1 rRNA gene (only partly in view) is annotated in these 480 nt (G+C 52.1%); it reads right to left on the minus strand.

The window, feature by feature from the left end:
• Nucleotides 1-480, minus strand: a 23S ribosomal RNA gene (locus tag DB032_RS23440); its annotated part runs 298 nt beyond the window's last position; the annotation flags it as partial.

Below are 480 nucleotides of genomic sequence, written 5' to 3' on the forward strand. Positions count from 1 at the left end.
CGTTGAGCGATGGCCCTTCCACGCAGAACCACCGGATCACTAAGTCCGATTTTCATCCTTGCTCGACCTGTATGTCTTGCAATCAAGCTCTCTTTTGCCTTTACACTCTACGTACGATTTCCGACCGTACTGAGAGAACCTTTGAGCGCCTCCGTTACCTTTTGGGAGGCGACCGCCCCAGTCAAACTGCCCACCTGACAGTGTCCCAAGACCAGATTCATGGCCTATGGTTAGAGTCCCAGTACTACAAGGGTGGTATCCCAAGGATGGCTCCGCCAAAACTGGCGTCCTGGTTTCAAAGCCTCCCACCTATCCTGTACATGTAGTACCAAGACCCAATGTCAAGCTACAGTAAAGCTCCATGGGGTCTTTCCGTCCTGTCGCAGGTATCCGGCATCTTCACCGGAATTACAATTTCACCGAGTCTGTTGTTGAGACAGTGCCCAAATCGTTACGCCTTTCGTGCGGGTCGGAACTTAC

The sequence above is a fragment of the Chromobacterium sp. Panama genome (assembly GCF_003052555.1).
Classification (GTDB): Bacteria; Pseudomonadota; Gammaproteobacteria; order Burkholderiales; family Chromobacteriaceae; genus Chromobacterium.